Below are 14,844 nucleotides of genomic sequence, written 5' to 3' on the forward strand. Positions count from 1 at the left end.
CGCAGGTCGGCGAGCCCTGCCCCTTTGCCCGCCGGTCAGTCGCCGGGCAGGAGGCGGCGCGAGCGCAGATAGGCGCGGGCCACGTCCTCGGGGAGCCGGCGCCAGCTGTCCACCTCCTCGTTCATCCGGGCCAGGTCCTGGGTCGTCAGTACGGTGTTCAGTTTGTCCAGCGCCGTACGGACGCCTTGGCCGCCGGCCCGGGACCGGTTGACGACGGGGACCAGGTAGTCGGCGTTCTGGAGGTGCTTGTCGTCCGCGAGGAGGACGAGGCCGAAGCCGTCCAGGGTGGCGTCCGTGGTGGTGGTCAGCACCAGCTGGCCGCGGCCGCTGCGGACAGCCTGCTTGGCCTGGGTGGTGCCGACTCCCTTGGGGTCGACGGCGGTGATGTCGATGCCGTAGGTCTTCTTCAGCACAGGGGCGCAGTAGGGGCGCCGGACGCATTCGTCGCCTGCGGCCAGCCGGACCGGCAGTCCTGACCTCCCCAGGTCGCTCAGCGAGGTCAGGTGGTGCTTCGCCGCGTAGGCGGAGGTGACCGCGAAGGCGTTCTGGTCGACGGCGCGGCCGGGGTCCAGGACGGTGAGACCGCGGGGTGCGGCCAGGGCGCGCAGGGCCTTCATGGTGGTGGCGAGGCGCGGCGAGCCGACGGGAGGGGCGTCGGCGCCGTTCTTCCTGGCGTTCAGCCAGTCGGCGAAGGTGGCGGCGTACTCGGGGACGACGTCGATCTGACCGTTCTCCAGGGCCGGTTCGTAGATCTCGCGGTTGGTGACCGAGATGGTCCGGGCGGAGTATCCGGCCCGGCGGAGCAGCAGCGCGTACATCTGGGCGAGCAGATCGCTCTCGGTGAATCCCGCCGAGCCGACGGTGAGGTGTCTGCTGTCGCCGGGCGGGGCGGTGACGTCGCCCTGATTCTCCAGTGCGGGTCCGGTGGCGCAGGCGGAGACCTGTGCCAGCAGAAGAAGGACGGCGGCAGTCGGGTTCCGGAACCTCATACCGGGTTCCCGCCGCGGAACCGGTCGGGGGTGAGCCGCTGTGCCAGCTCGAAAAGGCCTTCCACGATCAGGGCGAACACGGCAACCAGCACGGCCCCGGCGATCACCTGGGCGGTGGAGGCGAGGCTGAAGCCTGCGGTGATGATGCGGCCCAGTCCCCCGCCGCCCGCCAGCGCGGCAATGGTGGCGGTGGCGACGAGCTGGACCGCCGCGATCCGTACGCCGGTCACCATGAGCGGCAGGGCGAGCGGGACTTCGACCCGGGTCAGCATCTGCCGGCCCGTCATGCCCATGCCGCGGGCCGCCCGCACGACGTCCCGGTCCACCTCCCGCATGCCGACGTAGGCGTTGGTAAGCAGTGGCGGTACGGCGAACAGGACGAGCGCGACAATGGTAGGCCCCTCGCCGAACCGCCCGACCGGGGTGAGCAGCAGCAGGACGAGAACGGCGAAGGTGGGGACGGCTCGGCCGACGTTGGAGATGTTGACGGCCAGGGCGCCGCCCTTGCCGAGATGGCCGAGGACCAGGGCGACGGGCAGGGCGATGAGGCAGCTGATCAGCCGACAGACGGCGGTGAGGACGAGGTGCTGGGCCAGCCGGGTCCAGATGCCGTCGTCGCCGTACCAGTGCGCCGCCGTCGTGAGCCAGGCCCAGGCGTCGGTGAGGGTCTTCACGACTGACTCCGGGTCCATGGGGTGAGCAGGCGCTGGGCGCACAGGAGCAGCAGGTCGGCGGCGACGGCGATGGCGACGCACAGGGCGGAGGCGGTGAGCACCTGGGCCTTGAAGTAGGTGTTCATCCCGGAGTAGATGAGGTTGCTGAGCCCTCCGTGACCGACGACCGCGCCGATGGTGACCAGGGATACGGCGGAGACGGTGGCGATGCGCAGGCCCGCCATCGCGGCGGGCAGGGCGAGCGGGAGTTCCACGGCCACGAGCAGCCGGACGGGCCCGTACCCCATGCCGCGCGCCGCCTGCCGCGTCTCCTCGGGTACGGCGCGCAGCCCGGCCAGGATGTTCCGTACGAGCAGGGTGAGCGAGTACAGGACGAGGCCTGCCACGACGAGCGAGGCGGAGAGTCCGTACACGGGGAGCAGGAGCGAGAACATGGCGAGCGACGGGATGGTGCAGAGGATGGTCGTCACTCCCGTTACCGGCCCCGCGGCCCAGCGCAGGCGGCGGGCCACGAGGGCGAGGGGCAGCGCGATGACCAGTGCGATGAGTACGGAGACAGCGGTCAGCTGAAGATGTTGCAGCAGGGCGTCCCAGAGAATGTGCCGGCGGCTGCTCAGGTAGGCGCCGCAGATCCACTCGTTGCGCGCGAGGCAGTCGTCCGGGGGCGCCGTCATCCCTCCATTGCAGACCGGATCGGTGCGGGGGCGCGCGTCCTGTTCGGCTGTCCGGGGTGCGCGGACGTACACACCCCGGGACGAACGGTCCGGACCGGAGGCCGGTCAGGGTGCCGCCATGCCGTTCAGGATCGCCACCAGTTCGTCGGGCCGGGAGAACATGGGCCAGTGGCCCGTGTCCATCGTGATCAGCTCCCACTGCTCACCGGTCAGCAACGCGGCTACGTCATCGGCCGGTTCGGGGCCGTCGAGCAGGCACTTGATGTACGTCGCCGGAAGCGCGCCGAGCGGGCCGGTCAGTACCGCGGGGTCGCTCAGCGAGGCGCCCGGATGCGGCGTGGCGCTGCTCAGGATCCGTGCGGTCTGCGCCTCGGTGAGGCCCTGCCCCCGGAAGTCCGCCGCGGATGGCGGGGCCCAGGAGCCGCCGTTCCCCGCGATCTCGTCCCGGAGCGCGGCGGGGCCCTGCCACCAGGCGGAGACGAACGACTCGCCGTCGGCCGGAACACTCGCGTCCACGAAGACGACGCGGGCCAGCCGGTCACCGATACGCTCGGCGGCCTGTCCGACGGGAATGCCGGCGTAGCTGTGGCCGACCAGAACGACGTCACGCAGACCGAGGCGATCCACCTCGTCGACGATGTCGGCCACATGCGTCTGGCGGCCGGCCGGTCTGTCCCGCCTCTCGCCGACGCCCGACAGGGTCACCGGATGCGCTCCGTGTCCTGCCGCTCGCAGACCGGGCACCACGTCGTCCCAGGCCGGGGCTCCGAGCCAGGCACCCGCCACCAGCACAAAATCAGTCATGGGGAAACGGTAGCCGGGGGGTATGACATCGGTACCGGTACCAAAGCTTTGGCGGCCGTGGCCGTTCGCAGCGGGCAGGTCGGGCGCGCGCCCACTCCGCGTGTTCATCGGCCGCCGCGCGCACCGCTGCCCCGTCACCGTCGTTCTCGGTCTGTTCCCCCGGCCACCGGGTCGTCACTGGACGGCCGGGCGCCGGCGGGAGGCAGCGCCCGGTCACTGGATGGCAGGGCGCCGGCGGGAGGCAGCGCCCTCCGGCAGAGCCACCAGGAGTGCACGGTCGAAGGACATCTGGACACCCATACATGGATGTGATTAATCTCATTCACGCTTATTCAACAAATTGACTATGGAGCTCCGGATGCACCCATTCCGCAAGGCCGTCGAGGCGCACGACCTCGGCGCGGTCGAGGCACTGCTGGCCGACGACGTCGTCTTCACCAGCCCGGTGGCGTTCAAGCCCTACCCGGGCAAGCCCCTGACCGCCGCGATCCTGCGCGCGGTCACGGAGGTCTTCACGGACTTCCGCTACGTCAAGGAGATGGCGAGCGACGACGGCCGCGATCACGCCCTCACCTTCGTGGCGAAGGTGGGCGACCGGGAGATCAACGGCTGCGACTTCCTGCACATGAACGAGGCGGGCGAGATCGAGAGCCTCATGGTCATGGTCCGGCCCCTCTCGGCCGCGCAGGCACTGGCAGCGGCTATGGGCGCCCGGTTCGACCGGATCAGCCGCGAGGCGTCGGCAGGCTGATCCGCGTTCGGTCAAGGCCCGGAAGCGTGAGGGTGGTTGGCACGGTTCACGCGCCTTCCGCAGGAAGCGCGGTTGGTAGGATCGCCGCCCTATGGACACCAGCACCGAGATCGCCATGGTCGATGTTCCGCCGGGCCGGGTGACCCTTTCCGACCGTCGTACGCAGCACAGCTGGGCGGTGGATGTCGCGCCGTACCGGCTCGCGGCTTTCCCGGTCACCCAGGCTCAGTACGCGCAGGTCACGGGCGAGCGGCCGAGCACCGCGCAGGGCGGCGGGCGCCTTCCCGTCGAAGGGGTTTCCTGGCTGGACGCCGTCCGGTTCTGCAACGCCCTGTCCCTGCGCGAGGGGCTGGCACCCGTGTACCGCCTCCACGACGACGCCGCACGCACCGAGTGGGACACGGCCGCCGACGGGTACCGGCTTCCGGCCGAGGCCGAATGGGAGCACGCGTGCCGGGCCGGCACCGCGGAGGCACGGTACGGGCGGCTCGACGACATCGCCTGGCATCGCGGCAACGCGCGGGACCGGCCGCACGAGGTGGGCGGCAGACAGCCCAACGGCTGGGGCCTGTACGACACGTTGGGCAACGTGTGGGAGTGGTGCTGGGACGTCTACGACCCCGAGGTGTACGGCACCTACCGGGTGCTGCGCGGAGGCGGGTGGTTCGACGAGCACTGGAGCTGCCGGGCTTCGGTGCGCCGCCGCAGCCACCCGACGTTCCGGATCGACGACACGGGATTCCGCGTCGCACGCTCCGGCCACCGGTGAGCGGTCCTTTCGCCGGCGGATTCACGGGCAGGACGGCTGCGGAGCGCTTGCCACAGGCACCCGGGACGCCCCCGCTCCCCCGGGCGCACGGGACACCGCCGGACAGGCGGGCAGACGGTCCCCGCGGCGTCCGGCGGCCGTGCGGCAGCGTGTCCAGCCGGTCGCTTCCGCGGCCCGCGGGTGGCGGATCTCCACCGGGTGGACGGCCGCGGCCTGCGGGCCCAGCCCGTGCAGGGCGTTGAACCCGTCGTCGAAGACGCTGCCGAGATAGCGGTGCGGGCCGTCGGGGAAGACCGTGACGACGACGGCGCCCGGGTGCACCCTGGCCGCCCAGGCGGCGACCAGGGCGACGGCACCGGTGCTCCAGCCGCCGCTGACGAAGTTGCCCCTGGCCAGCCGTCGGCAGCTGTCGGCGGCCTCCGCCGGCCCGACCCAGTGGATCTCGTCGAACTGGCCGTGGGCCACGTTGCCCGGACGGATGCTGCTGCCCAGCCCGCGCATCAGGCGGGGCCTGGCGGGCTGCCCGAAGGTCGCCGAACCGGTGGCGTCGACGCCGATCAGCCGCAGTCCGGGCCAGCGCGCGCGCAGCGGACCGACAACACCCGCGCTGTGCCCGCCTGTTCCGACGCTGCACACCAGGACGTCCACATGGTCGAGGCGGTCCGTGATCTCGGCGGCGAGGGACGCGTAGCCGGCGGTGTTGTCCGGGTTGTTGTACTGGTCGGGCCAGTAGGCGCCCGGCAGTCCGGTGAGCAGTTCCCGGATTCTGGCCAGCCGGGCGGCCTGCCAGCCGCCCTCGGGGGCCGGGCGGCCGACGAGTTCCAGCCTGGCGCCATGGGCGTTCAGCAGACCGCGTATCGAGGGTTCGAGTTCGGTGTCGCCGACCAGCACGACCGGATGGCCGAGTGCCTGGCCCGCGAAGGCGAGTCCGATACCGAGGGTGCCGGAGGTGGACTCCACCACCGGCGCCCCCGGGCGCAGTTCGCCGCGCTGTTCGGCGCCGAGCAGCATGGACACGGCGGCTCGCGCCTTCATTCCGCCCACGCCGAAGCCTTCGAGTTCGGCCCAGAAGCCGGGGTGCGGGCAGGGCAGATCGGCAGTGATCCTGGCGAGCGGGGTGCGGCCGACGAGCCCGAGGAGTTCCCGGTTGCCCGCGGGTCGCAGCAGTGCGGTGGTCACAGGGCGCCTCCGTAGCGGTGAACGGTTCCGGGGCCGCCGTCGAGCCAGAAGAAGGGGTACGGCTCCGCGGACACGGCGGTGACTCCGGCGCCGATGAGCCGGGGCAGCACAGCGCTGCCGGTCTGGGCGAACACGACGAGGGGCTTGCCGTGCCGCAGGGCGTGCTCCCGCAGCGGTTCGAAGCTCCCGTTGCCGAGGGTCATCCCGGACGCCAGGATCGCGTCGCAGCGCTCCTGTTCGGCCGGCGCATGCGTCCGTACCGGCTCGCCCCACTCCGTCGTCCCGCCCTTGAGGTCGCACGGCACGTAGGCGAGTCCGCGCTCACGCAACGCCTCCAGCAGCGAGTTGACCACGCCGACGACGAGAACGGTACGGCCCGGCGGGATGTCGAGCAGGGCGACGACGGCGCGTGCCCGCGCCCGGGACTTCTCCAGCGAGCCGCCGGCCGGCAGGGTCCACGGCCGGCCGCCGGCGCGGGGACCGTGGGGCAGCACATCCATCAGACAGGTGTCGAGCGCGGCCACCCGCACCGGGCGCAGCCGGTGTGTGAGCAGCGCGGCAACATCCGCGCCGACGCAGTCGTCGACGACCGCGGCGGGCAGCTCGCCCGGTTCGACGGCGCAGGAGCCGACGGCCGCGCCGAGCCGCAGACTCAGCACCTCGTTGCGGTAGCCGCTGCCGCGTCCCGGATGCCGTACGGCCTGGCGGGTGGTGAAGCCCATCGCGATGCGGCGGGTTCGCGGGTCGGGGCCGAAGCGGCCGGCCAGGACTCCGGCGACGAGGTCCTCGTACGAGGCGGCGGCGGGGTACGTGGTCGAGGTCATCGGTTCACCAGCCGGGGGCGCAGCCGGGCGAGGAGTGCCTCGACGCGGTCCCGGGCCCCCGGGCCTTCCGCGTCGCCGGCCATCACATGGCCCAGGTAGTCGTTGTTGCTGTTCGCGGCACCGGTGCGGGTGCCGGGTGCCGCGACGGCGATCTCCGGGACGTCCGGCTCCTTGCCCACCTCGTCCGCTCCTTCGACCGCTTCCAGCACACCCCCGGTCCCGGGCACCAGGAAGCCGATGGCCGCGCTGTGCAGGCCGTGGCGCGTGGGCGCAGGTCCGGTGCGCGGCCGAGTGCCACGTCCGCACAGGCGGCCGCGAGGTCGATGCCGGTCACATGTCGGACCAGTTCGGTGATGCGGTTGCCGGCCGGACGGGGGTTGACCTCCACCACCCGGGGGCCGTCCGGCGTCAGCTTGATCTCGGTGTGTGCCACCACGGCGTCGAGTCCGAGCGCCTCGACGGCCCGCACGGCGGTCTCCCGCACCGCGCGGTCGTCCTTCCCGGTGAGCGCCGCGGGGAACATGTGACCGGTCTCCACGAAGGCCGGTGCGCCGCCCGTGCTCTTGTCCGTCACCCCGACCACCTCGGTCCGGCCGCCGAACGTCACGGTCTCCACGCTGACTTCGGGACCGTACAGCAGCTCTTCGAGCAGCACCACGGGCGCCCGTTCCTGGCCTCGCGCGTTGACGGGGAAGTCCATCAGCGCCCGGTGGGCCCCGGCGAGGCCCGTCTCGTCGTCGACGCGGCGCACGAACATCCCGGCGCACAGGTCCACGGGCTTGAGGACGAGCGGGAATCCGATCTCCCGGGCGGCCCGCGCGGTCTCCGGGTGATCCGAGCAGACGGCGAACCTCGGTCCCGGCACCCCGGCTTCGGCAAGGACCCGCCGCGTGACGTCCTTCCGGCAGGCGTTGACCACAGCGGTGGGAGAGGGCCCCGGCAGACTCAGCCGGGCGGCGGTCCTGGCGGCGGCCGGCAGGTAGTAGTCGCAGGAGGTGATCACGCCGTCGAACCGCAGGGTGGCGTGGGCCCGCTCGGCGAACACCGGCAGCCAGTCGGCATCGTTGGTGTCCGCCGTCAGCACATGGCGGGCCGAGAGCAGGGGGTGTGCGACGCCTTCGGGGGCCGCGCGCAGGTAGTGGTGGAGGTCGCGGGTGAGGAGGGTGAACTCGTGCCCGCCCTCCAGGATCGCCCGTGGCAGAAGTCTGCTCATCGATCCGCCCCGGCTCTCGACCATCAGCAGATGTGCCACGACTACCCCTCTTCGCAGTGCAGTTCAGGATCCGGGCAGGCGGCGGCGCCCGTCCGGGGGCTCGTGCCTGACTCGCCACACGTTATTGACAATCGTTTTCATTGTCATCTAGCGTCCGGAGCTCACCCCTTGGACCCGCAGCGCACCGTTGAACGAAGGGGAACGTCGCTTCGGCGGGAACCGAGGTCCCCCGGTCTCGGGGTCCGGCATACCGGCCGTCCGGCGGCCCGCCACCGCGACAGCACCCGCGCCCGGACGCCACCCTCCGCAGTCCCGGCTCCGAGGGCGCCCTTGCCGAGCGGCCTCACGTCCGCCCGGCGCGGTTCACGGCGACAGGAGGGTCTCCGGCGGTTGCGGGCCGGCGGCGCACGGTGTTGATTCGAAACAGATGGCCGGGCGGCTGTCCGTCTTCCCGATCCAGGGGGTGAACCCCTGTGCTGTTCGCCGACCGCGCCGAGGCGGGACAACGGCTTGCTGAGGCCCTTCGCCCGCTGGCGGCATCCGATCCCGTGGTGCTGGGACTGCCGCGTGGCGGAGTTCCGGTGGCCTTCCGGGTCGCCGGGGAACTCGGGGCCGCGCTCGATGTGATCGTGGTGCGCAAGCTCGGCGTCCCCTACCACCCCGAGCTGGGATTCGGCGCCATCGGCGAGGGCGGTGTGCGGGTGATCAGTGAGGACATCGTGCGCCGCGGCCGGGTGTCGGGGGCGGACATCGCCGCAGTCGAGCGCGCCGAGGAGGCCGAGCTGGTGCGGCGGGCACGGGCGTTCCGGGGCGCCCGGCCCCGTATCCCCCTGGCGGGGCGCACGGTGATCGTCGTCGACGACGGAATCGCGACCGGCGCGACCGCTCTGGCCGCGTGCGAGGTGGCCCGCGCCCAGGGGGCTGCGCGCGTGGTACTGGCCGTTCCGGTGGCGCCGCCGGACGCCGCCGAACGGCTGCGCGGCGAGGTCGACGACCTGGTGTGCCTGTCGACGCCGCACGGGTTCTCCGCCGTGGGCGAGTGGTACCGGGACTTCGGCCAGACCCCGGACGAGGAAGTCGTCTCACTGCTGGCCCGTGCCGCGGCACCCGACACACCCCGCCCCACCGTCGAGGCCGCGGTGGAAGCGGGTGGCGTGACCCTGCCGGGCGAGCTCACCGAACCCGGGGACGCCGGAGCGCTCGTCGTTTTCGCCCACGGCTCCGGCAGCAGCCGCCACAGCCCCCGCAACCGCGCCGTGGCGGCCGCCCTGAACCGGGCGGGGCTCGGCACCCTGCTCTTCGACCTGCTCACGCCCGCCGAGGAGGCCGACCGCGCCAACGTCTTCGACATCGCCACGCTGGCCGACCGGCTGGCCGATGCCACCGCCTGGGCGCAACGCCGCACATCCGCCCCCGTCGGCCTGTTCGGGGCCAGCACCGGGGCCGCGGCCGCGCTGCGGGCCGCCGCGGCCGTCGGCACCGAACACGGCGCAGGGATCGGCGCGGTCGTCTCCCGGGGCGGCCGGCCCGACCTGGCCGGCGACTGTCTCGCTGACGTACGCGCCCCGACCCTGCTCATCGTGGGCGGCGACGACACCCGTGTGCTGGAGCTGAACCGGCAGGCCCAGGCACGGCTGCGCTGCGAGAACCGGCTCGACGTCATCGCCGGCGCCACCCATCTCTTCGAGGAACCGGGTGCCCTGGACGAGGTTGCCGAGCTGGCCCGGGAGTGGTTCACCGGCCATCTGGCCGTGCGACCCGGCTGACCCGGGGCCGCCTCGTCACCTGTCCGCGCACAACTGCTCGGCAGGACCGGACGCATGGGGCCGGAACCGGCTTCCACAGGGTTTCACCGATCACGAGGCAACCCTCCGCGCACATCTGCCGTCTTGATCCACAACAAGGCGGCACGCCGCACACCATCGGCTTCGTCCCACCCCCACGAGCGCAGGGGTCAGAGCACCGCGCACCTATACGCATGATGTATACATAGAGCGTATAGATGTGTGGCCTGCCCGCCCCGTCGCGCGCGAAAGGCTCCCATGCACAGCAAAGCACTGGCGCCCGAGTACCAGGGCGCCCTCACCAAGATGTCCGTGAACGCATCCCTCACGGACGTGCTGGCCGAGGGCGTACGTCACTTGAAGGAGGCCGAACTCGCCGGCTCTCCGCAGGAGGTGGCCCGCACCGGGCTCGCGGTGGCCGAGGCGCACCGCAGGCTGGGCAACGTGCAGGAAGCCGACCGCGCCTGGAAGGCCAGCTACCGCGCCGCCCGGTCGGCCGGTGACACGGGAGCCATGGCATGGGCCCTGTGGAGCGGCGGGACCCTCGCCCGGCAGCGCGGCGGACTGCGGCTCGCCTTCCGCCTGTTGCGGCTGGCAGCGGACATGGGGAAGACGAGCGGGGATGTGGTCGCGCGCGGCTACTCGCTCGCCGGCCTGGCCGAGACCGGACGGATCCAGGGCGACTACCGGACCGTCGCCACCCTGCACGAGCAGCTCCTCGCCGAGGCCCGTGCCCGAGGCGAGGCCCGCCACACCGTCTGGGCCCTGGAGGGCATAGCCCAGATCCACCGCAACACCGGGTCGTTCGACACCGCACTGGAGATGTTCGAGGAGGCGGCCCAGATCGCCGGGGACGCGGACGACCGGCGCGGACGGGCCTGGGCGCTGCGCGGGATGGCCGACATCGTCTCCGTACGGGACAACGACCCGGAGCGCGCACTCGGTCTGCTCGCCGAGGCCGAACTGACCTGCCGTGCGATGAATCTGTCGAGCGCCCTCGCCTACAACCACAAGATGCGCGCCAATGTGCTCTACCGTGCCGGGCGGTACGAGGAGGCCCGGGAGGTCTACACGGAGGCGCTGGCGGAGTTCCGTGCGATGACGGAGCCCCGGGGCGAGGCACTGGCCCGGCTCGGGCTGGTGAAGTCGCTGGCCCGGCTGGGCCGGGACCGTGCCGAGACCGCGGCGGAACTGGACGTGCTGCGCGGCACACTCGACCGGATCGGGCTGCTCAACGCCCGCGACATGGTCGACAAGGCATACGTGGAGCTGGAGGTGACACCGGCCGACGGCGCGGTGACTGTGACACCGGCCGACGGTGCGGTGGACACGGCGGGGGGCCACCGATGACGCCGCCCCTGGCCCAGCGCACCGACGCGCCCCGGGTACTCGCCCGATGCGGCGACCTCGTCCGCCCGGCGCTCAGCAGGGCGGTCCGGCAGCTGCATCCGTGGCATGCCGAGATCACCGCGTTCTCCCTCGGCTGGGACGGACCCGACGGCCGGGCCTCCCCCGGCGCGCAGGGCAAGGGGGTCCGGCCCGCGTTGGCCGTCCTCGGGGCGGAGGCCGTCGGCGCGCAGGCGGAGAGCGCGGTACTCGGCGCGGTCGCCGTCGAACTCATCCATACGTTCTCGCTCGTCCACGACGACATCATGGACGGCGACGAGACCCGCAGGCAGCGCGCCACCGCCTGGAAGGCCTACGGAACCGGGCCTGCGGTCCTCGCCGGGGACGCGCTCTTCGCACTGGCCGTGCAGACACTCGCCGGGGCTCCCGGTGGTGCGTGCGTCCCGGCGGTCCGGCTGCTGGCGGCGACACTCGGCGACCTGGTGCGCGGCCAGGCCGACGACCTGCTCTTCGAGTCGCGGCCCTGGACCGGGCCCGGCGCCGTGCAGCCGCACGAGTACCGGCTGATGGCCGAGCGGAAGACGGGCGCGCTGCTGGGCTGCGCGGCCGGTCTGGGCGCCGTCCTCGGCGGCGCCGGGCGCTCGGAGAGCGATGCCCTCGCGGCCGCCGGGCGCCATCTCGGTGTGGCGTTCCAGGCCGTGGACGACGTGCTCGGGATCTGGGGCGACCCTTCCGTCACCGGGAAGCCGGTGCACAGCGATCTGCGCCGCCGCAAGAAGACGTACCCCGTCCTCGCCGCCCTTGCCGCCGGCGGACCGGCCGCTCAGCGGCTGGGCGCGCTGCTGCGCACCGGCGAAGCCCTGGACGACGGTGACGTCCGGAGGGCGGCCGGGCTGATCGAGGAGGCCGGCGGCCGAGCGGCGGCGCTGGCCGAGGCGGACCGCCAGCTGGAGAGCGCCCGCGCCTGTGTGGAAAGCGTGGTCCTGGCCCCTGCCCCTCTCGCGGACCTTCTCTCCCTGCTGCCGTACTTCGTGGATCGCACCGTGTGACACACCACGCGGCCGGGCGGGGCGGGCCAGGCCTCCGCCCGCCGCCACAGGTGTTCCACACGCGCGGCAGCCGACTTCAGGGATGCATGGACGCGCCCTTGAGGATCTTGTCCACGGCGTTGCGGGGTCCGTGCACGGCCAGCCCGACCAGATCCATGCCGTCCCGCCGCACCGCGCGGACAGCGGCACGGTTGTCCCGGTCGTTGCCCGTCGCGAAGAGGTCCGATGTGAACACCGACAGGGTGACGCCCCTGGCGACCGCCCGGGTGTGGGCCGTCGTCAGCAGCTCCTTCGGCCCTTCGAAGACCATGACTGGCTGCCGGAACATCGGCAGGTACGGAGTGCCGTCGGCGTCGGCGTACGGCTCGCCGATCACTTCGGGCACGGCCGTCCCGAGCCCACTGACGAGGAAGGCCGTCACGTTGAGCCGCTGCCAGGTCTCCAGGTCCTCCCTGAGCAGTACGGCGATCTTGGTGTCGAAGCGGACGGGGGCGAGTTCATCTGTCATGACCCCGAGCCTGCCGGGCCGTCCACCGCCCCGTCTTGTACGAACTTTGCACGGCGCCCGCCCCGGTGCCCCCGGCCGGTTCGGCGGCACAGCCGCCGGGCGTACGATCGGCGCATGGCTGCACGTCCCGACATCACCGCGTGGCGTCCGGACGTGGCGGGAATCGAAGAGGTCTTCCACGCCCGCTTCACCGACCACACCTACCCGATGCACACGCACGACGCCTGGACGCTGCTCATCCTGGACGAGGGCATGGTCCGCTACGACCTGGACCACCACGAGCACGGTGTCCTCACGGATGTGGTGACACTGCTGCCCCCGCACGTTCCGCACAACGGCGGTGCCGCCACCGCCGCGGGGTTCCGCAAGCGCGTGCTGTACCTCGATGTCGCACAGGTCGACGAATCGCTCGTCGGGACGGCCGTCGACCGGCCCGTCCTGCACGATCCGGCCCTGCGCCACCGCATCGGCCTTCTCCACACCGCGCTCGCCGGACCCGGTGACGAACTGGAGGCGGCGAGCCGTCTCGCTCTTGTCGTCGACCGCCTCGACCACCACCTGCGCAGCCGTGCGGAGCCCGTACGGTACGTCCACGACCGCCGGCTCGCGCACCGGCTGCGGGACCTGCTCGACGAACGGTTCGTGGAGGGCATCGCGCTCCAGGAGGCCGCGCTGAAACTGCACTCCCATCACGCGCACCTGGTGCGGGCCTTCAGCCGGGAGTTCGGAATGGCACCGCACCAGTACCTGACGGGGCGCCGCGTCGATCTCGCACGCCGGCTGCTGCTCCGGGGACTGCCCGCGTCGGAGGTGGCGGGCGCCGTGGGGTTCTACGACCAGTCCCATCTGACGCGCCATTTCAAGCGGGTCGTGGGGACCGTTCCGGGCCACTACGCCCGTACGCGCGGCGTGTCCCTCCCTCCTGCCGTGTGACCGGAGCCCGACAGCTGGATCACGCCCGGCGCCCGGGTGCCGGGCCGGCGGCTCCTGACAGGCACCTGCCGTCCCACGGGGGTCCAACTCCGCTTCCCCGGATCGCGATTGCTCTCGCCGATGTGACATTGCCCGATCAGCGGAAATGATGTTACGTTTCCTTTGAGCCCCGTATGGGCCTACGCATGGAGGTAGCGGCTACTCAGCCATTACAGAGATCGGCATGTTCCATCTCTCGCAGCTCGTCAATCCCTTTCCTGGGATTGCTGCGCCCATTTTTTCACTGCGTAAGCATGCGGGGTACTTCTGTGTCGATTTCCGGTGGCGTGGCCCTCCTTCGCGGTCGATCGACGTGGAAGGGCAGCACATGAGCAAGGAACAGGCCGAGACCGGAGAAGCGCGGCCCGATACCGGGGCGGGTTTCGACGTCAATGAGTTCCAGCGCCAGGCCATCGCCGAATTCCGGGCAGGCAACGGAAGGATGAGCGGCATGTTCGAGGGCTGGAAGTTGGCCGTGCTGACGACGGTCGGAGCCAGGAGCGGCCTGCGCCGGGAGAGCATCCTCGGGTATCTCGAATTCGACGGAAAAGGGATCGTCGTCGCCTCCGCGAATGGCGCCGACAAGCACCCGGCGTGGTATCACAACATCCGGAAGAACCCGATCGTGACGGTCGAGACGGGCACCGACACCTACCAGGCGATCGCCGCCGTCCCGCCGGGCCAGGAGCGTGACAAGCTCTTCGGCCGAGTGATCGCCGAGGCACCGGGGTACGCCGGCCACCAGGCCCGAACGACCCGGGTCATCCCGGTCGTCGTACTGAACCGGACCGGCCCCAGGCCCGGGGAGGAGCGGGTCAAGGGCATGGGCGACTGGATCGTCGAGGTGCACGACTGGCTGCGTGGGGATCTCAGGACGCTCCGCGCCCAGGCGGACCGGGTGGTCGAGGGCGACGCGGACACGATCGAGCGGACACGGCCGGACCTCGCCCAGCAGCTGCGCACCCACTGCCTCGACTTCTGCGGGGCACTGAAGAGGCATCACGGCGGCGAGGACACAGCCGTGTTCCCGACGCTCGCCAGGCAGTTCCCCGCACTCGCCCCGGCGCTGGCGCAACTCGGCGAGGAGCACCAGGTGGTGGCGCGGCTCCAGGGGGAGATCCAGCAACTCGTCGACGGGTTCGTACCCGGGGAATCCGACCCCGTGCGGCTGCGCACCGGCCTGGAACAGCTGGCGAACCAGCTGGAGTCCCACTTCAGGTACGAGGAGGAGACCATCGTGACGGCGCTCAACGCCACCGCCCCGGCACCTGACTTCGGCTGATCATCCGCCGGCCCCGGGCCGGTCC

The 14,844-nt window shown here is 72.0% G+C and carries 14 protein-coding genes and 1 pseudogene; 7 read left to right on the forward strand and 8 right to left on the reverse strand.

Annotated features, from left to right (window positions below; genetic code table 11):
• Positions 1-35: 35 nt before the first annotated feature.
• The 4 genes from ACZ4LX_RS05200 to ACZ4LX_RS05215 form a co-directional block, all read right to left on the reverse strand.
• On the reverse strand, positions 36-989 hold the full coding sequence (locus ACZ4LX_RS05200; RefSeq protein WP_467639614.1) for an ABC transporter substrate-binding protein: 954 nt from the start codon (positions 987-989) through the stop codon (positions 36-38).
• On the reverse strand, positions 986-1,663 hold the full coding sequence (locus ACZ4LX_RS05205) for an ABC transporter permease (RefSeq protein ID WP_467639611.1): 678 nt from the start codon (positions 1,661-1,663) through the stop codon (positions 986-988). The genes ACZ4LX_RS05200 and ACZ4LX_RS05205 overlap by 4 nt, the downstream gene beginning before the upstream one ends.
• Positions 1,660-2,337 carry an ABC transporter permease gene (locus tag ACZ4LX_RS05210; protein ID WP_467639608.1) on the reverse strand — a complete coding sequence of 226 codons (678 nt, stop codon included), beginning with the start codon at positions 2,335-2,337 and terminating at the stop codon, positions 1,660-1,662. The genes ACZ4LX_RS05205 and ACZ4LX_RS05210 overlap by 4 nt, the downstream gene beginning before the upstream one ends.
• A gap of 105 nt (positions 2,338-2,442) precedes the next feature.
• Positions 2,443-3,141, reverse strand: coding sequence for an alpha/beta fold hydrolase (locus ACZ4LX_RS05215; RefSeq protein WP_467639604.1), 699 nt, complete (start codon positions 3,139-3,141; stop codon positions 2,443-2,445).
• A 358-nt stretch (positions 3,142-3,499) separates the two neighbouring features.
• Between ACZ4LX_RS05215 and ACZ4LX_RS05220 the strand changes: the two genes are divergently transcribed.
• Both ACZ4LX_RS05220 and ACZ4LX_RS05225 read left to right on the forward strand, forming a co-directional pair.
• Positions 3,500-3,892 (forward strand): nuclear transport factor 2 family protein, encoded by a 393-nt coding sequence (locus ACZ4LX_RS05220; protein ID WP_467639601.1) that lies wholly within the window; start codon positions 3,500-3,502, stop codon positions 3,890-3,892.
• Between the two features lie 91 nt (positions 3,893-3,983).
• Positions 3,984-4,661: a formylglycine-generating enzyme family protein gene (locus ACZ4LX_RS05225; RefSeq protein WP_467639598.1), complete on the forward strand. Its 678-nt coding sequence runs from the start codon at positions 3,984-3,986 to the stop codon at positions 4,659-4,661.
• Positions 4,662-4,682: 21 nt separating this feature from the next.
• Here the strand turns inward: ACZ4LX_RS05225 and ACZ4LX_RS05230 are convergent, their stop codons facing one another.
• The 3 genes and pseudogenes from ACZ4LX_RS05230 to ACZ4LX_RS05240 all read right to left on the reverse strand — a co-directional run bounded on the left by ACZ4LX_RS05230 (position 4,683) and on the right by ACZ4LX_RS05240 (position 7,916).
• The gene (locus tag ACZ4LX_RS05230) at positions 4,683-5,840 is read right to left on the reverse strand and encodes a PLP-dependent cysteine synthase family protein (RefSeq protein WP_467639594.1); all 1,158 of its coding nucleotides are present in this window, start codon (positions 5,838-5,840) and stop codon (positions 4,683-4,685) included.
• On the reverse strand, positions 5,837-6,664 hold the full coding sequence (locus ACZ4LX_RS05235) for a Rossmann-like domain-containing protein (RefSeq protein ID WP_467639591.1): 828 nt from the start codon (positions 6,662-6,664) through the stop codon (positions 5,837-5,839). The genes ACZ4LX_RS05230 and ACZ4LX_RS05235 overlap by 4 nt, the downstream gene beginning before the upstream one ends.
• Positions 6,661-7,916, reverse strand: a pseudogene (locus ACZ4LX_RS05240) (ATP-grasp domain-containing protein). The gene ACZ4LX_RS05235 and the pseudogene ACZ4LX_RS05240 overlap by 4 nt, the downstream one beginning before the upstream one ends.
• Positions 7,917-8,350: 434 nt before the next feature.
• On the opposite strand from ACZ4LX_RS05240, the gene ACZ4LX_RS05245 reads away from it, so the two are divergent.
• The 3 genes from ACZ4LX_RS05245 (at position 8,351) to ACZ4LX_RS05255 (ending at position 12,057) form a co-directional block, all read left to right on the forward strand.
• Positions 8,351-9,643 carry an alpha/beta family hydrolase gene (locus tag ACZ4LX_RS05245; protein WP_467639588.1) on the forward strand — a complete coding sequence of 431 codons (1,293 nt, stop codon included), beginning with the start codon at positions 8,351-8,353 and terminating at the stop codon, positions 9,641-9,643.
• 276 nt (positions 9,644-9,919) lie between these two features.
• Positions 9,920-11,011 carry a tetratricopeptide repeat protein gene (locus ACZ4LX_RS05250; protein WP_467639585.1) on the forward strand — a complete coding sequence of 364 codons (1,092 nt, stop codon included), beginning with the start codon at positions 9,920-9,922 and terminating at the stop codon, positions 11,009-11,011.
• Entirely contained in the window at positions 11,008-12,057 is a 1,050-nt protein-coding gene (locus ACZ4LX_RS05255) for a polyprenyl synthetase family protein (RefSeq protein ID WP_467639582.1), read from the forward strand. Before ACZ4LX_RS05250 ends, ACZ4LX_RS05255 begins: the two co-directional genes overlap by 4 nt.
• A gap of 76 nt (positions 12,058-12,133) precedes the next feature.
• Here the strand turns inward: ACZ4LX_RS05255 and ACZ4LX_RS05260 are convergent, their stop codons facing one another.
• Positions 12,134-12,565, reverse strand: coding sequence for a DUF2000 family protein (locus ACZ4LX_RS05260; RefSeq protein ID WP_467639579.1), 432 nt, complete (start codon positions 12,563-12,565; stop codon positions 12,134-12,136).
• A gap of 114 nt (positions 12,566-12,679) precedes the next feature.
• Between ACZ4LX_RS05260 and ACZ4LX_RS05265 the strand changes: the two genes are divergently transcribed.
• Both ACZ4LX_RS05265 and ACZ4LX_RS05270 read left to right on the forward strand, forming a co-directional pair.
• The gene (locus tag ACZ4LX_RS05265) at positions 12,680-13,498 is read left to right on the forward strand and encodes an AraC family transcriptional regulator (protein WP_467639576.1); all 819 of its coding nucleotides are present in this window, start codon (positions 12,680-12,682) and stop codon (positions 13,496-13,498) included.
• A gap of 367 nt (positions 13,499-13,865) precedes the next feature.
• Complete coding sequence (locus tag ACZ4LX_RS05270) at positions 13,866-14,819, forward strand: nitroreductase/quinone reductase family protein (RefSeq protein ID WP_467639573.1); 954 nt, start codon at positions 13,866-13,868, stop codon at positions 14,817-14,819.
• Positions 14,820-14,844 lie beyond the last annotated feature (25 nt).

The organism is Streptomyces sp. NPDC026062, assembly GCF_055568375.1.